Source organism: Pantoea sp. 18059, from assembly GCF_902706165.1.
GTDB classification, from domain to species: Bacteria; Pseudomonadota; Gammaproteobacteria; order Enterobacterales; family Enterobacteriaceae; genus Pantoea; species Pantoea agglomerans.
In genome coordinates this window covers 577481-592519 of sequence record NZ_CACSJS010000002.1, presented here as the reverse complement: position 1 = coordinate 592519, position 15039 = coordinate 577481, and the positions used below count along the sequence as shown (strand labels likewise).

Sequence of the window (15039 nt, the reverse complement as noted above, 5' to 3'; positions counted from 1 at the left end):
CTGAAGGGACGTTGAAGACTACGACGTTGATAGGCCGGGTGTGTAAGCGCAGCGATGCGTTGAGCTAACCGGTACTAATGACCCGTGAGGCTTAACCTTACAACGCCAGAGGCGTTTTTGAGAGACACAATTTTCAGCCTGTACCGGATAAAAATTAGCGGAAACGAAAGATTTTGCGGCGTGACAAGGCGCAGAGCGAGGACGTCAGCGGGAGCATACTGAAGTATGTGACCGGTGCGGCCGGGCGATGGCAACGCGGTCATGGCGTGAAAGATTCGTTTCGTGCACCAAGATTTGCCTGGCGGCTTTAGCGCGGTGGTCCCACCTGACCCCATGCCGAACTCAGAAGTGAAACGCCGTAGCGCCGATGGTAGTGTGGGGTCTCCCCATGCGAGAGTAGGGAACTGCCAGGCATTAAATAAGTAAAAAAGCCCCGCACGGAAGTGCGGGGCTTTTTTACGTCTGCACTTTGCCACGTTAAGCTGAAACATTTTCATTTTCTGCATCAAACCTCGACATCTTACAACGATCAGGCTAATGTTGGGCATCCAGATGTCTAAACGTTTATATGGTTGTAAGAGGTGAGCAGGTTATGCCAATCAGGGTTCCCGACGAATTACCGGCAGTGAATTTTTTGCGTGACGAAAATGTCTTTGTGATGACATCGTCGCGCGCCAGTGTTCAGGAGATCCGCCCGCTTAAAGTGCTCATACTGAATCTGATGCCGAAAAAGATCGAAACGGAGAATCAGTTTCTGCGTCTGCTTTCCAACTCGCCCTTACAGATCGATATTCAGCTGCTGCGCATCGACAGCCGCGAGTCACGCAATACGCCCACTGAGCACCTCAACAACTTCTACTGCAATTTTGAAGATATCCAGCATGATAACTACGATGGCTTAATCGTGACAGGTGCACCACTCGGGCTGGTTGATTTTAATGATGTCGCTTACTGGCCACAGATTCAGCGCGTTCTGCACTGGGCAAATGAGCATGTCACCTCAACCCTGTTTGTCTGTTGGGCGGTTCAGGCTGCGCTTAACATTCTGTATGGCATTCCCAAGCAAACCCGGCATAACAAACTGTCTGGCGTCTATGAGCATCAGATACTGCATCCCCATGCGTTACTGACCCGTGGTTTTGATGATAATTTCCTCGCACCGCACTCACGCTATGCTGATTTTCCCACTCATTTGATAACGGATTACACCGATCTTGAGCTGTTTGCTGAATCGGAACAAACCGGTGCCTATCTGATGGCGAGTAAAGACAAACGTCTGGTGTTTGTTACCGGTCACCCGGAATATGATGCCCTGACGTTATCTGGTGAGTATCATCGCGATTATGAAGCGGGGGTGAATCCGGAAGTCCCTTATAACTATTTCCCGCAGGATAATCCGGTATTGCCACCCCGCGCCACCTGGCGCAGTCACGGCAATCTGCTGTTCTCGAACTGGCTCAACTACTACGTTTACCAGATCACGCCGTTCGATCTGCGTCACATGAACCCAACGCTGGAATAGTCCTGTCTGAAGATCAACTGAACCGTGTTAGCCGATGGCAACACGGTTTTTTTTCGCCTTTAAAACGTTAAATGAAAGCGATTCCTTTAATGGATTAAAGTTTTATTGCAGATAAAACATAAGGATAGGTTAATTTATATTTAAAAATGGAAATAGTTTTTGATTTAAAAAAATAAATGCTTATGCTCTGATCCTGTAGCTCACAAAATAAACACCGTGTGGATCCGCTGCTTTCGATCCTTTGAATACAGGAGAACGCCAGCATGACAGACTCAGTGATCAGCCATACCCTGATTTTCAGCCAGCCCTTTAGCCATGCAGAACAGCAGCTGTTAACGCCCGAGGCTGTTTCTTTTTTAGAGTCTCTGGTCGCACGCTTTGCACCGCAACGCGAAGTGCTGTTATCGGCTCGCCAGCAGCGTCAGCAGCAATATGACCAGGGCTATCTGCCAGACTTCGATATGGAAACGGCTTCCATAAGGGCCAGTGAATGGCGTATTCAATCTATTCCGGCAGATTTAGAAGATCGTCGGGTCGAGATCACCGGCCCACCCGATCGGAAAATGGTGATTAACGCCCTGAACTCAAACGTTAAAGTCTTTATGGCCGACTTTGAGGATTCGCTGTCTCCGGAGTGGTCAACGTTGATTGAAGGGCAGCTGACACTGCGCGAAGCAGTACAGGGCACCCTGAGTTATACCAGCGACAAAGGCAAAATTTATCAGCTCGGCGCTACCCCTGCGGTGCTGATGTGCCGGGTGCGCGGCCTGCATCTGTCAGAAAAACATGTCAGCTGGCAGGGGAAGGCAATTCCGGGCGGGCTGTTTGATTTCGCGCTCTATTTCTTCCACAACGTCCGGCCGTTACTGGCCAAAGGCAGCGGGCCTTATTTCTATCTGCCGAAAACCGAGAGCTGGCAGGAGATCGCCTGGTGGCGTGAGATCTTCAGTTTCAGCGAGGATCAGTTCGATCTGCCGCGTGGCACGATCAAAGCCACTGTCCTGATCGAAACTTTACCCGCCGTGTTTCAGATGGATGAGATCCTGTGGAATCTGCGCGATCACATTGTTGGCCTCAACTGTGGCCGCTGGGATTACATCTTCAGCTATATCAAAACCCTGAAACAGCATGCGGATCGCGTGCTGCCGGATCGCCAGTCCGTCACCATGTCTCAGCCGTTCCTGGACGCTTATTCGCGACTGCTGATTAAAACCTGTCATCGGCGGGGGGCTTTTGCGATGGGCGGGATGTCAGCGCTGATCCCCGCTAAGGATCCCACGCGCAATGCCTGGGTACTGCAGCGCGTGACGGAAGATAAGCAGCGGGAGGCAGGTAACGGGCATGACGGCACCTGGATTGCTCATCCTGGTCTGGCAGAGACCGCGATGGCGGTCTTCAACGCTGCGCTGGGCGACCGGCCAAACCAGCTGCAGGTCATGCGGAAAGAGGATGCGCCGATCACTGCGGAGCAGCTGCTGGCGCCCTGTCAGGGTGAGCGCACCGAAGCCGGTATGCGCGCCAACATCCGTGTTGCGCTGCAATACCTTGAGGCGTGGATCAGCGGTAACGGCTGTGTCCCGATTGACGGACTGATGGAGGATGCCGCCACCGCTGAGATCGCACGCACCTCAATCTGGCAATGGATTCGTCATCAGCAAATGCTGAACAACGGCCAGCAGGTCACAGCTGAACTGTTTCTGCGCTGGCTTAACGAAGAGCTGCATCTGCTGCAAAACGCGCTGGGCGAAACCCACTTCAGCGCCGGTCGCTATGACGACGCGGCGCAGCTGATGGCTCAGATCACCACCGAGCGCGAGCTGGTTTCCTTTCTTACCCTGCCAGGCTATCGCCTGATCCCCTGAACAGAGGAGTTATTGCCATGACACGTACTCAACAGATCGATCAACTGGAACAACTCTGGCAGACCGCACGCTGGCAGGGCATTACCCGCCCTTACAGCGCAGCAGAGGTCGTCAATCTGCGCGGCTCGGTCTTGCCCGCCTGTACGCTGGCAGAGCGCGGTGCGGAAAAATTATGGGCGTTGCTGAATGGCGAGGCGAAGAAAGGGTATATCAATAGCCTGGGTGCGCTGAGCGGCGGGCAGGCACTGCAGCAGGCCAAAGCGGGCATCGAAGCGATCTACCTTTCTGGCTGGCAGGTAGCGGCGGATGCCAACGTGGCGGGGCAGATGTATCCCGATCAGTCCCTCTACCCGGTGAACTCGGTGCCGGAAGTGGTGACGCGCATTAATCAGACCTTTCAGCGCGCCGATCAGATTCAGTGGTCCAGCGGCATTGAAGCGGGGGACAGCCGCCACACCGATTTCTTCCTGCCAATTGTGGCCGATGCTGAAGCCGGTTTTGGCGGTGTGCTGAATGCGTATGAGCTGATGAAGGCGATGATTCAGGCGGGCGCGGCGGCGGTCCACTTCGAAGATCAGCTGGCGGCGGTAAAAAAATGCGGTCACATGGGCGGCAAAGTTCTGGTACCGACTCAGGAAGCCATTCAGAAACTGGTGGCGGCACGGCTGGCTGCCGATGTAATGGGCGTGCCAACCGTGCTGCTGGCACGAACTGATGCCGACGCCGCTGACCTGATTACCTCAGACTGCGATGAATACGATCGTCCCTTTATCCAGGGCGACCGGACGGCAGAAGGCTTCTTCCGCACCCACGCCGGCATTGAACAGGCGATCAGTCGCGGGCTGGCCTATGCACCTTATGCTGACATCCTGTGGTGTGAAACCTCAACGCCGGATCTGGCGATGGCGCAGCGCTTTGCCGACGCTATTCATGCGCGTTTCCCCGGCAAGCTGCTGGCCTACAACTGTTCACCGTCGTTCAACTGGAAGAAGAACCTCGACGACCGCACCATCGCGAAGTTTCAGCAGGCGCTCAGCGACATGGGCTATCGCTTCCAGTTCATCACGCTGGCGGGCATCCACAGCATGTGGTTCAACATGTTCGATCTGGCCCACGCCTACGCCCAGGGCGAAGGGATGCGTCACTATGTTGAAAAGGTTCAGCAGCCTGAGTTCGCTGCCCGCGATCGCGGTTACAGCTTCTCATCGCATCAGCAGGAGGTGGGCACCGGCTATTTTGATCAGGTAACCAATATCATTCAGGGCGGTAAGTCCTCGGTCACCGCGCTCACCGGTTCCACCGAAGAGCATCAGTTCTGACCCTTTTCCTCTGACTGATTCCCCGTCCGCAAACCGCGGGCGGGCGTTTACCGGAGCTGATTATGCCGCCACGCGAATCATTGATCGCCCACACTATCCTGCAGGGTTTTGATGCACAGTATGGTCGCTTTCTCGACATCACTGCTGGCGCGCAGCAGCGGTTTGAGCAGGCGGAATGGCAGGCGGTGCAGCATGCCATGAAGGCCCGTATTCATCTCTATGACCATCACGTCAGCCTGGTTGCCGATCAACTGCGGGTGTTGAACGGTGCGGCCAGCTGGGATGAGATGTTCTGGCTGCGGGTTAAGGACCACTATCAAAGCCTGCTGCCCGGCTATCCACGGCATGAAATTGCCGAAAGCTTCTTTAATTCTGTCTACTGCCGGTTACATGGACATGCCGATCTGCAGCCGGACCGGCTGTTTATCTTCAGCTCTCAATCCCTGACCGCGCCGGTCACACCTTTGCGCCCGTTATCGCGCCGTTATCAGCCGGAGCGGGGCTGGCTGGCACTGGTGGATCAGGTGTTGAGCGATTTACCGCTGACGTTGCCGTGGCAGCAGCGCGCTCGCGATGTCGGCTGGATTGTCCGCCACCTGCAGTCGCATTTTCCCCGGCTGAACCAGGGCTGGCTCGAGGTCAACAGTGAACTCTTCTATCGTAACAAAACCGCCTGGCTGGTGGCGCGCCTGCATCTGCCGGAAGGCATCTTGCCCTGTCTGCTGCCGATCCAGCGCAGTGAAACGGGCGAATTGTGGATCGACACCTGTCTGACCGATGTGAATGACGCCAGCATTGTCTTTGGTTTTGCCCGCGCCTATTTCATGGTTTATGCGCCGGTGCCTGCGGCGCTGGTTGCCTGGCTGCAACCGATTCTGCCTGGCAAAACCCTGGCGGAGCGCTATATGGCGATTGGCTGCCAGAAGCACGGTAAAACCGAGAGCTATCGCGAGTATCTTCAGGCGCTGGCAGAAAATAAGACGGCCTTTGAGATCGCACCCGGCGTGCGCGGCATGGTGATGCTGGTCTTCACGCTGCCGGGCTTTGACTGGGTGTTCAAAGTCATCAGGGATCGCTTCGCGCCGCAAAAAGAGGTGACGGAAGCGCAGGTCCGCGCCTGTTATCAGCAGGTCAAAGAGCACGATCGCGTGGGACGTATGGCGGATACGCAGGAGTTCGAGCAGTTTGCGCTGCCGCTGTCGCGCATCTCACCTGCGCTGCTGGCAGAACTCCACGCCTGCGTGGCTGAGAAGCTGCATATCGAAGGCGATCGCCTGATTATTCGTCACCTGTGGCTGGAGCGCCGTATGCAGCCGCTTAATCTCTACCTGGCCCAGGCGAATGCCGCAGAGCGGCGTCACGCGATTGAGGAGTATGGCAATGCCATCCGACAGCTGGCGGCGGCCAATATCTTTCCCGGAGACATGCTGTTTAAAAACTTCGGCATCACGCGCCATGGCCGGGTGATTTTTTACGATTACGATGAGATTCGCCCGATGCAGGAGCTGCACTTCCGGGAGGTGCCCGCGGCGCGCTATGAGGAGGATGAACTCAGCGCCGAGCCCTGGTACAGCGTCGGGCCGGACGATGTCTTCCCGGAAACCTTCCGCTATGCGTTATGCAGTGAAGCCGCTACCGGCGCATTGCTGTTGCAACTGCATGCGGAGATATTCGACGCCCGCTGGTGGCGCGCGCAGCAGCAGCGCATCGCCCAGGGGCATGTGGAAGAGGTGATCGCCTGGCGGCAGACGCAGCGTTTCAGCGTCTGCTACGGCGCAGAAACCGTTAACGACCGCTGTACGCCAGCGTAACCTGGCGCGCTTCGCGGATGACCTGTGCACCTAATTCAGTAATCCGATCGTCAGTCATGCGGGCGATGGGGCCGGAGATGGAGAGCGCGGCAAACGCCTCGCCATGTTCGTCATAGATTGGCGCGGCGACACAACGCAGTCCAAGCGCATGCTCTTCATCATCAAATGAGAAGCCCGCTTTGCGCACCAGCGCCAGATTCTCTTTCAGACTCTGCGGCGACATCAGGGTTTTCGGCGTGTAGTAATGTAATCCTTTCTGATGCAGCAGGGCGGTGACCTGTTCATCGCCCAGATGGGCCAGAAACGCTTTGCCTGCGCCAGACGCATGCATCGGCAGCTTGCCGCCAATCGGCGCGGACATTCGCATCAGCTGGGTACACTGCACCTGATCAATGATCACCGCCTGGTGATCGCTGAGATCCAGCACCGCCAGATTCACCGTTTCACCGGACTGCTCCATCAGGCTACGCAGCACCGGGTGTACCAGCGCCAGCAGGTTACGGCTCTGCAGGAAACTGCTGCCGACCACGAAGGCGTGTGCGCCGATCGTCCACAGCCCGAGATCGCCCACCTGCCGGACAAAACCCTGCTGCTGCATGGTGCTGAGCAGGCGATGCGTGGTGGAGTTAGGCAAACCCGCCTGCTGAGCCAGCTCGGTCAGCGCTACGCTGCCATGTGAGTCAGCAATCAGCTCCAGCAGCGTCAGGCCGCGGGTCAGCGATTGCACCTGACCGCCCGCGGGTGCGGCGACAGGGGTGCCACGGGGTTTCTTGCCGCGCTTAACAGGAACCGGCGTTGCCATCATTGTTTCTCCTTTTACATTGTGGAAATCATTTTCGTTTTAATCACGCGCTTTGCAAACGCTGGTTTTCTGGTCAGACCTGTACAGCCGTGACCTGGAAATCTCTCAGTCGAGGTTACTTTGTCGCCTGACCAGCTTGTGCCAGAATGAAAAACGGGCTTTTCCGCCAGCAGACTGACGTGAATGGGGCAACAGTGAGCAATAAAATCGACGCGTTAAAACAGCAGCTCGCACAACGCATTATGGTGCTGGATGGTGGTATGGGCACCATGATCCAGAGCTATAAGCTGGAAGAAGAGGATTATCGCGGCAGCCGTTTTGCTGACTGGCCTGCCGATCTCAAAGGCAACAACGATCTGCTGGTGCTGAGTAAACCGGCGGTGATCCGCGAGATCCACGACGCCTATCTGGCGGCGGGTGCGGATATCCTCGAAACCAACACCTTTAACGCCACGTCGATTGCGATGGCGGATTACCAGATGGAACGTTTATCGGCGGAGATCAATTTTGAAGCGGCCCGCCTGGCGCGAGCCTGCGCCGATGCGTGGACGGCGAAAACGCCGGATCGTCCGCGTTATGTCGCGGGTGTGCTCGGCCCGACCAACCGCACCTGCTCGATCTCACCCGACGTCAACGATCCTGCCTACCGTAACGTCACTTTTAATCAGCTGGTGGAGGCGTACCGCGAATCGACCCGCGCACTGGTGGAAGGCGGTTCCGACATCATCATGATTGAAACGGTGTTCGATACGCTGAATGCCAAAGCGGCCATCTATGCGGTGCAGACCGAGATGGAAGCGCTGGGCGTGGCGCTGCCGCTGATGATCTCCGGCACTATCACCGACGCCTCCGGCCGAACGCTCTCCGGCCAGACCACCGAAGCTTTTTACAATTCGCTGCGTCACGCCGAACCGCTCTCTTTTGGCCTGAACTGCGCGCTGGGACCCGACGAGCTTCGTCAGTATGTGGCGGAACTGTCGCGCATCGCTGAAGGCTACGTGACCGCCCATCCCAACGCCGGTCTGCCCAATGCCTTTGGCGAATACGATCTGGATGCGGAACTGATGGCGCAGCAGATTGGTGAATGGGCCACCGCCGGATTCCTGAACATTATTGGCGGCTGCTGTGGCACCACACCGCAACATATCGCTGCCATGGTGGCGGCGGTTGAAGGCGTTGCACCGCGTCAGTTGCCGACGATCCCGGTGGCCTGCCGTCTCTCCGGTCTGGAGCCGCTTAACATCACCGCAGAGTCACTGTTTGTTAACGTCGGTGAGCGCACCAACGTCACCGGCTCGGCAAAATTTAAACGGCTGATCAAAGAAGAGAAGTATAACGAAGCGCTGGAAGTGGCGCTGCAGCAGGTGCAGAGCGGCGCGCAGATCATCGATATCAACATGGATGAAGGCATGCTCGACGCCGAGGCGGCGATGGTACGCTTTCTGAATCTGATTGCTGGCGAACCCGATATTGCCCGCGTGCCGATCATGATCGACTCCTCAAAATGGGAGGTGATTGAGAAAGGGTTGCAGTGCATTCAGGGCAAAGGGATCGTGAACTCAATTTCGATGAAAGAGGGTGAAGCGGCCTTTATTCATCATGCGCGTCAGGTCCGGCGTTACGGCGCGGCGATGGTGGTCATGGCGTTTGACGAAGTGGGTCAGGCGGATACCCGCGCCCGAAAAATTGAGATCTGCCGCCGTGCTTACCGGATCCTCACCGAACAGGTCGGCTTCCCGCCGGAAGATATTATCTTCGACCCCAACATCTTTGCGGTCGCCACCGGCATCGACGAACACAACAACTACGCCATGGATTTCATTGGTGCCTGCGAAGATATCAAGCGCGAGCTGCCCCATGCGATGATCTCCGGCGGCGTCTCCAACGTATCGTTTTCATTCCGTGGCAACGATCCGGTGCGTGAAGCGATACATGCCGTCTTTCTCTATTACGCCATCCGTAAAGGCATGGATATGGGCATCGTCAACGCAGGCCAGCTGGCGATTTATGATGATTTGCCGGCAGAACTGCGCGAGGCGGTAGAGGATGTGATTCTTAACCGGCGGGATGATGGCACCGAGCGGCTGCTGGCGCTGGCGGAGAAATACCGTGGCGGCAAAAGCGATGGCTCGCAGGAAAAACAGCTCGCGGAATGGCGCAGCTGGGACGTGGTGAAACGGCTGGAGTATTCGCTGGTCAAGGGGATCACCGAGTTTATTGAGCAGGATACCGAAGAGGCGCGCCAGCAGGTACCACGGCCGATAGAGGTGATTGAAGGCCCGCTGATGTCCGGCATGAACGTCGTCGGTGACCTGTTCGGTGAGGGCAAGATGTTCCTGCCGCAGGTGGTGAAATCGGCGCGCGTGATGAAGCAGGCGGTGGCGTATCTGGAGCCCTTTATCGAAGCCAGCAAAGAGGCGGGGCGCAGCAACGGTAAAATCGTGCTGGCCACGGTCAAAGGCGACGTACACGACATCGGGAAAAATATTGTCGGCGTGGTGCTGCAGTGTAATAACTACGAAATCATTGACCTTGGCGTGATGGTGCCGGGTGAAAAAATTCTTAAAACGGCGCGCGAAGTGAATGCGGACATCATCGGCTTATCAGGCCTGATTACGCCGTCGCTGGATGAGATGGTCAACATGGCGAAAGAGATGGAGCGTCAGGGCTTTACCTTACCGCTGCTGATTGGCGGCGCGACCACCTCGAAGGCGCATACCGCTGTCAAAATTGAGCAGCATTACAGTGGCCCGACGGTCTACGTGCAGAACGCCTCACGCACCGTTGGCGTGGTGTCGTCGCTGCTTTCCTCCACGTTAAAAGAGGATTTCGTCGCCCGAACCCGCAAAGAGTACGAGACCGTGCGCATTCAGCATGCACGCAAAAAGCCGCGCACGCCGCCGGTCTCGCTGCAGGCGGCGCGCGATAACGCCACCTCAATTGACTGGGAGAGTTACACGCCACCCGTGCCGCATCGTCCCGGGGTCAGTCAGGTGGAGGCCAGCATTGAAACGCTGCGCAACTACATCGACTGGACGCCATTCTTTATGACCTGGTCGCTGGCGGGCAAATATCCCCGCATCATGGAAGATGAGGTGGTGGGTGAAGAGGCGCAGCGTCTGTTTGCCGATGCCAATGCGATGCTCGACAAATTAAGCCAGCAGTCGCTGCTGAAGCCACGTGGCGTGGTCGGTATTTTTCCGGCTAACCGGGTCGGCGATGATATTCATCTCTACAGTGATGAGCGGCGTGATGAGATTTTGTGTGTGAGTCATCACTTACGCCAGCAGACCGAAAAAACCGACTTCGCCAACTACTGTCTGGCGGATTTTGTGGCCCCGAAATCGAGCGGCAAAGCGGACTATCTCGGTGCCTTCGCGGTGACCGGCGGGCTGGAAGAGGATGCGCTGGCGGAGGCGTACGATCGTCAGCATGACGACTACAACAAGATCATGGTGAAAGCGCTGGCTGACCGTCTGGCGGAAGCCTTTGCCGAATATCTGCACGAGCGGGTACGTAAGGTGATCTGGGGCTTCGCGCCTAACGAAAATCTCAGCAATGAAGAGCTGATTCGGGAAAATTATCAGGGGATACGTCCGGCGCCAGGCTATCCGGCCTGCCCGGAGCACACTGAGAAAGCCGCCATCTGGCGTCTGCTGGCGGTGGAAGAACAGACCGGCATGAAGCTCACCGAATCCTTTGCCATGTGGCCGGGCGCGTCAGTCTCTGGCTGGTACTTCAGCCATCCTGACAGCCGCTATTTCGCCGTAGCGCAGATCCAGCGTGACCAGGTGGAAGATTATGCGGTACGCAAAGGGATGTCGTTAACGGAAGTTGAGCGCTGGCTGGCGCCGAATCTCGGCTACGACGCGGACTAAATAAAAAAGCGGCCTGAGGGCCGCTTCAGACTGCTGACAAATCCAGCTCCGGTTAAATCTGGCAGCAATGAAGAAACTCAACGCGCAGGGAACCCGGTCAGAGGAGGAAAGCGTCCCGCGCCAGGGACGGCGCGGGCCGAGCGGCCAGGGATGGCATTAGCGCCTTTCCGATCTGACCGGGTTCCCTGAGCAGGCGCGATCTCATTGCTATGCTTTGCTTCAGGCGTATGCTCCCTGAGCCTGCTTTCTGTTAACCGCATGAAACGGCCCTGAGGCCGCCATCTGCTTAGTTAAAGCGCGCGTCGCGATCGGACGTCAGATCATACAGCTGGTACTTGCGACCCAGCATCTGACCGCCATCACGCGTCAGCGGCACCCAGTTCACCTGCGCGCGACCGCGCGTTGGCGTCACGGTGAACAGATCCATTGGGATGGAGATATAGAAGCCTTTGGTGAAGTCGCCTTCGCCATACTCTTCAGACGAGACGTTGGTTTTGGTGGCATAGACACCCACCATCACGCCACTGTCGAAGCGCTTCGACACATCGACCGTCACGCCTTTATCTTTCGCCAGATACTGACCGACGCTGGTTTTCACCAGTACATCCTGCATGAACCATGGACGCCAGTAACCCGTCAGGTTGCCGGTTGAGGCTTTATAGCGGTTAAACTGCATCATGTTGTCCCAGTCACGCTGACGGACATAGTTGGCATCGACGCCCACCGCCCAGTTCGCATCGACCGGACGATAGAGCAGCTCGCCGCCCACGCCGCCATACATCGTCTCCAGGTACCCGCCGTAAACCTGACCATAGAAGCCGTTACCGAGGTGGCCCATATAGTTCGCCTGCAGATCGTTAACGTAGACGTTGTTCTCAACGTAGTCGCGGATATGGGTACGCACGCGCGGCAGCGAAGAGTCCGCCGGTGCGCCGTTGTAGTTGAACTTGTCGTAGTTGTTGGCGAGGTTACCAAACAGACTACCGCCCACCAGCAGGTGATCCGTCAGCCAGTAATCAGCGCTGGCCATCACGCCGACCTGATACATATAGAAGCTTTCCGGGCCGCCCACCGACTGATTCAGCACCGGCGACAGACTGTAGTTCAGGCGATCCTGACGGATAAACATCCCCTGCTCAGTGGTACCCGGATCGACCGGTTCTTTGCGGGTCTGTTGCAGTGGCTGCTCATGGCCCAGCGGATAGCCTTCCAGATTGTTACGCAGGCTGGCGACCTGCGTCTCAGTCGTCACCTGTGGCATGTTAAAGCGCGACTCGGTGACATTGATGGTGTCGATGCCGTCAGGCAGGTGGTTCATGATGATGCGGTTCGCGCGATCCACCCCTTCACGGGTATCGCGATACTTCGTCTGCTCGCCTGACACATAGATCGTGTGACCCTGAGTCTGAATACGCGGACCATCAAGACCGGCATTGTATTTCAGATCGGTCAGCTGAGTGCCCACCACCGTCGGCTCCAGCAACTTAGGTTGCGGCTGCGGATTGTAGGAAGGCTTCTCGCTGTCGATGTGCGCCTGACGCAGATCGTTGAAGTTGGTGCGAATGGTGACACCAAACATAAAGGTGTTACCGCGTTCGTAGCTGGCGTTGATGTCAGCCCAGTCGGTTACGCGATAAATCGCGCCGACGTTGAGCTTGCTGCGCTGCTCAAGGCGGCCAGCAAAGTCATTCTGGTAGTCGTTGCCCTCATACTCCATTTTAAGGCGCAGCGGCTGCCAGGGCGTCTGATACTCCACGCCGCCAAACAGCGCCGTCGGACCGTGGAACATCTGCGAGCCGTTGATTGAACCCGCTTCGCCCACCTGCGGACGCTGGCAATAGCTGTCGCTGTATGAGCAGAAGGGGTTCTTCACGGTGCCGCTATTGCCGAGATAGCCCCAGCCAAGCCCCAGGGTAAAGTCGAACGGTCCCCATGCTTTGGTCGCCACCAGGTATTCGCTGTCGAACAGACCGGTACCGCCCAGATCGCGGGTTCCCACCGCCACTTCCGGCAGCCAGAAGCCCTCCTGCCACAGACGGAGTTTCAGGTCGAAGGCTTTATCTTTATAGCTCTGCGTGCCGCTGAATTCTGAGACCGCACTGTACTGACGGGTGCGCACGTCGGTATACCGCACAGTGGTCTCCAGCCAGGGAAAGAGCTGCAGTGACGCGGAGTAGTATCGGTACTGATCGTTGTCGCGCGCGTTGAGGCTGAACTCGCCCTCTTTGGCCATGCGCGCCGTCGGCACCTGCATCAGACCCACGCCGCCGAAATCGGATTGTGAAGGGCCCACCGGCTCGGGCCAGGTGTCAGCCTGCGCCTGACAGGCTGCCGCCACGGAAACAGCCAACAGGCTGAAGAGATAACGTTTTTTCATCAGTCTGGTATCCGGTGAGTCAGTACGGAAAGGATGCGTTCATTAAGGTCTTCATAGCTGCCTGGCAGGCTCCATGACGAAAAGCCGAGCCAGATAATGCTGCCTGGCTCCACTTCCGCGTGGCGATGATTCCAGTAGGCAACCGGCACCTGCTGTGTGGCGCCTGAAGGTGCAATCACGGTGACAAAATTGCGTTCTGCCCCGGAGAGTGCGTCATGACCATCCAGATAGTCGCGTACTGATTTACCCGGCTGCCAGCTCACTTTGCCTGCGCCGCTCAGCGCGCCGAGCAGCAGTACAGAATCTGAGGGGGCCTGCAGATAGAGGTCATAGCTGCCTTCCAGCCGACGGTTGTCAGCCGGATGCAGACGGATCCAGTCCGGGTCGAGCGACGTGAACTGGCGACCTGCTACTTTGATGGCGCTCAGCTGGCGGATCACCTCATCAATGGCCGCCGCCCGATCGCCGCTGCTGTCGGCACGCCAGGCACGTAACGCGCCCAGCGTCTGTTGATAGTGCTGCTGTGCCACTGCGCTGGCGCCGCGCTCGGCAATAAAGGTCGCACGCCAGTCAGTGTTGACCTGCAGTGGAGGCAGAGTCACCAGCTGGGAGAGATCCGCGACCTGGCTCAGCTCAGCCTGACCGCCGTTGTGCGGTGCATGAACGATAACCTGCGCAGTTGCCTGCGCTTCTGCGGCGCTGAACAGGCTCAGCCCGGCCAGCAAAAAAGTGATTTTTTTCATGATTTCGCCGGCTTCAGAATAGTGATATCTACAGGGAAGGCGTCTGCCGCCAGCATCTGATGGGCCTGCACCACATCGCCGCTGCTGTTATCGATCCAGAAGGTGTTTTCCCACTCGCGGTTACTGCTGTCGATGCTCACCTGCTCATGCCAGACGCGGCACGGAATGCGGTTGCCCGCCACGGTCAGGACTTCGTCGGTGCCGCGCTGGAAGGTTGAACGCACAGTCGCGCCGCGAACCTTGCCCTGTTCGGTCCACTGCACGATGCGGGTCCAGCCTGCACCGTTGCTGATATGCAGGCTGTCAGCGAGCGGATCCTGTTGCAGATTGCTGACGCTAAGCAGGTTATCCGGCAAGCCCAGGGTTTTAACCAGGCGGCCATGCTGTGTCACCAGCATCGCCTGATCCTGTGTCACCCATTTCTGCTGACCTTTCTCGTTGTAGCCGAGCACTACAAAAATGCGCGGACCTTCATTCAGGCGAGCATAGAGACTGGCATAGGGAAGATTGTTGACCTGTTGATCGGTAACGGTCACGTCGTCCGGACCGTTAACCGCAAGCAGCAGAGTCTGTTCAAGACCTTTTTGCGTTTGTGTACAGGCCTGCAGCAGCAGGCAAGCGAGCAGCAGAGGAAGTTGGCGCACTGTGTGTCCCTGATAAGTCATGCCAAAGTAAAAAATAACCACACAGGCGTGTGGTTATGTTTAAAGGTGCTCTGCCCTTCC

The 15039-nt window shown here is 57.1% G+C and carries 9 protein-coding genes and 2 rRNA genes; 7 read left to right on the top strand and 4 right to left on the bottom strand.

Features of this window, described 5'->3' with window-relative positions; translation table 11 throughout:
• The 6 genes from GVJ63_RS09505 to aceK all read left to right on the top strand — a co-directional run.
• Positions 1-99: ribosomal RNA gene (locus tag GVJ63_RS09505) — 23S ribosomal RNA — on the top strand; the annotation flags it as partial.
• A 198-nt stretch (positions 100-297) separates the two neighbouring features.
• Positions 298-413 (top strand): 5S ribosomal RNA (gene rrf, locus GVJ63_RS09500).
• A 179-nt stretch (positions 414-592) separates the two neighbouring features.
• Positions 593-1522, top strand: coding sequence for a homoserine O-succinyltransferase (gene metA, locus GVJ63_RS09495; RefSeq protein ID WP_010252696.1), 930 nt, complete (start codon positions 593-595; stop codon positions 1520-1522).
• A 263-nt stretch (positions 1523-1785) separates the two neighbouring features.
• Positions 1786-3384 (top strand): malate synthase A, encoded by a 1599-nt coding sequence (gene aceB / locus GVJ63_RS09490; RefSeq protein WP_159226740.1) that lies wholly within the window; start codon positions 1786-1788, stop codon positions 3382-3384.
• A 17-nt stretch (positions 3385-3401) separates the two neighbouring features.
• A complete protein-coding gene (gene aceA, locus GVJ63_RS09485; protein WP_010672196.1) occupies positions 3402-4703 on the top strand; it encodes an isocitrate lyase in 1302 nt (433 codons plus the stop codon).
• Between the two features lie 62 nt (positions 4704-4765).
• Positions 4766-6514 carry a bifunctional isocitrate dehydrogenase kinase/phosphatase gene (aceK, locus tag GVJ63_RS09480; protein ID WP_159226739.1) on the top strand — a complete coding sequence of 583 codons (1749 nt, stop codon included), beginning with the start codon at positions 4766-4768 and terminating at the stop codon, positions 6512-6514.
• Here aceK and iclR read toward each other — a convergent pair.
• Positions 6489-7316, bottom strand: a complete 828-nt coding sequence (gene iclR / locus GVJ63_RS09475) for a glyoxylate bypass operon transcriptional repressor IclR (RefSeq protein ID WP_159226752.1) — start codon at positions 7314-7316, stop codon at positions 6489-6491. The two genes, aceK and iclR, sit on opposite strands and share 26 nt — an antisense overlap.
• Before the next feature lie 194 nt (positions 7317-7510).
• On the opposite strand from iclR, the gene metH reads away from it, so the two are divergent.
• The gene (metH, locus tag GVJ63_RS09470; protein WP_159226751.1) at positions 7511-11194 is read left to right on the top strand and encodes a methionine synthase; all 3684 of its coding nucleotides are present in this window, start codon (positions 7511-7513) and stop codon (positions 11192-11194) included.
• A gap of 286 nt (positions 11195-11480) precedes the next feature.
• Here the strand turns inward: metH and GVJ63_RS09465 are convergent, their stop codons facing one another.
• The 3 genes from GVJ63_RS09465 to GVJ63_RS09455 are packed head-to-tail and all read right to left on the bottom strand — an operon-like array spanning position 11481 to position 14958.
• Positions 11481-13571 (bottom strand): YjbH domain-containing protein, encoded by a 2091-nt coding sequence (locus GVJ63_RS09465; protein ID WP_010672199.1) that lies wholly within the window; start codon positions 13569-13571, stop codon positions 11481-11483.
• On the bottom strand, positions 13571-14314 hold the full coding sequence (locus GVJ63_RS09460; RefSeq protein ID WP_010252675.1) for a capsule biosynthesis GfcC family protein: 744 nt from the start codon (positions 14312-14314) through the stop codon (positions 13571-13573). Before GVJ63_RS09460 ends, GVJ63_RS09465 begins: the two co-directional genes overlap by 1 nt.
• A complete protein-coding gene (locus GVJ63_RS09455) occupies positions 14311-14958 on the bottom strand; it encodes a YjbF family lipoprotein (RefSeq protein WP_010672200.1) in 648 nt (215 codons plus the stop codon). Before GVJ63_RS09455 ends, GVJ63_RS09460 begins: the two co-directional genes overlap by 4 nt.
• Positions 14959-15039 lie beyond the last annotated feature (81 nt).